Here is a 1,314-nt window from a genome sequence, read left to right as displayed (position 1 = left end):
CCGGGCCGCCGGTAAACCAGCCGGGACGGACAACCGTGTAGTTTAAGTCCGAGTTTTCGATCACGTCGGCTGCTTCCCGGTAGGGGCGCAAAACCGGATTGGTGTCCAGGTTGCCCCCGCCAAGGGAAGCCGGGATTTCATTGTAAATCCCCATGGAGCTGATGAAGACCAGGCGCTTGACGCCGTTTCTGTCCATCGCCTTGACGATCTTGTCAGCGAAAGCCCTAAGGTCCCCGGACAGGGCGGCAAAGACCGCGTCCTGGCCTTGCAGGGCCTGGTCAAGGGCAGCGTCGTCCAGGACGCTGCCGCTGATGGCTTTCTCGCGTTCCGGTTCCAAGATCTGGATGCGGCCGGCGGTGCGGGAAAACAGGGTCAGCTGGTCGTCTGTGCCGGTCAAAAGTGCTTCCCGGGCCTCGCTGCCAAGCGTGCCGGTTGCGCCGATAATCAATACGTGTTTCATGGCAATGTCTCCTTAAAAATCAATACGTGCTGGCCTGCTGGCTGGCGATGATCCAGCGGCCATGCACTTTGGCAAATTCCATCTTCATCTGCAGCCGCCAGACCGCGGGCCGGGAGCCCCAGACACTGGCCTTTACCTTGTTTTGGCCGACCAGGCTGGCGTGGTTGCCGGCAATGTGGATGTCCTTGATCTTTTCTTCTTCAGAAGAAAAATAGTGCATTTCGCCGCTTTGGATCTGGCTGAGCCATTCCTGCTTGGGCTGAAGGTAGCCGGTCATGTGCCGCAGGGTCATGTCCGGGGCCAGGATCTCATCCAGGCTTTTGACGTCCTTGGCGGTCATGGCCGCATTTTCCTGCCGGTAAAGGCCGACAATAATTTCTTCATCCGTCATTTTAGCCGCTCCTTTATTTCTTTGATCGTGTTCAATTGTAGGCTATGAGCGGCGGGGGATCAATTTTGATTGCTAATCAGATCGATAAGTCATAATAATCAGTTTTGGCCTGGCGGCTGCTCCGTCAGGCCGTATTTTTTGCGGAAGCGGCCCGGCGTCAGGCCGCTGGCCTCGCTGAAGGCTTTGGAGAAGCTGGAGAGGTCCTGGTAGCCCAATTCAGAAGCAATTTCTTCCAGGGTCTTGTTGGTCAGGCGCAGCTGCTCGCGGGCCAGGTTGATCCGGATGTTGCGGCGCAGGTGGACGAAGTCCATGGCAAAAAGCTTGCGGCAGAGGCGGGAGAAATAATTGGCCTGGTAGCCGAAGTAGGCGGCCGCTTCTTTTAAAGAGACCCGGCCGCTTTTGGCTGCCAGGTAGGTCATGATCGCGCCGGACTGGGCGTCGCGGTTGGCATGGCGGACGTTTT

The 1,314-nt window shown here is 57.6% G+C and carries 3 protein-coding genes; all 3 read right to left on the bottom strand.

Going from position 1 to position 1,314, the window contains the following annotated elements; all coding sequences use genetic code 11:
- Positions 1-460 (bottom strand): NAD(P)H-binding protein (locus tag lacNas_RS02685; protein WP_201346564.1); only part of this gene is annotated, 460 nt, incomplete at its 3' end.
- A gap of 19 nt (positions 461-479) precedes the next feature.
- A complete protein-coding gene (locus lacNas_RS02680) occupies positions 480-851 on the bottom strand; it encodes a nuclear transport factor 2 family protein (protein WP_201330524.1) in 372 nt (123 codons plus the stop codon).
- Positions 852-949: 98 nt separating this feature from the next.
- A partial coding sequence (locus lacNas_RS02675; protein ID WP_201346563.1) for a helix-turn-helix domain-containing protein occupies positions 950-1,314 on the bottom strand: 365 nt, incomplete at its 5' end.

Origin of the sequence: Lactobacillus nasalidis (assembly GCF_016587775.1) — a bacterium.
Lineage (GTDB): Bacteria > Bacillota > Bacilli > Lactobacillales > Lactobacillaceae > Lactobacillus > Lactobacillus nasalidis.
Note: the sequence above shows the minus strand (reverse complement) of the source record. Positions and strands in the feature narration are given on the sequence as shown.

Bases quoted from the DNA above. Each gene is read 5' to 3' on its own strand.
- lacNas_RS02680 (WP_201330524.1), bottom strand. From the start codon at position 851: ATGACGGATGAAGAAATTATTGTCGGCCTTTACCGGCAGGAAAATGCG.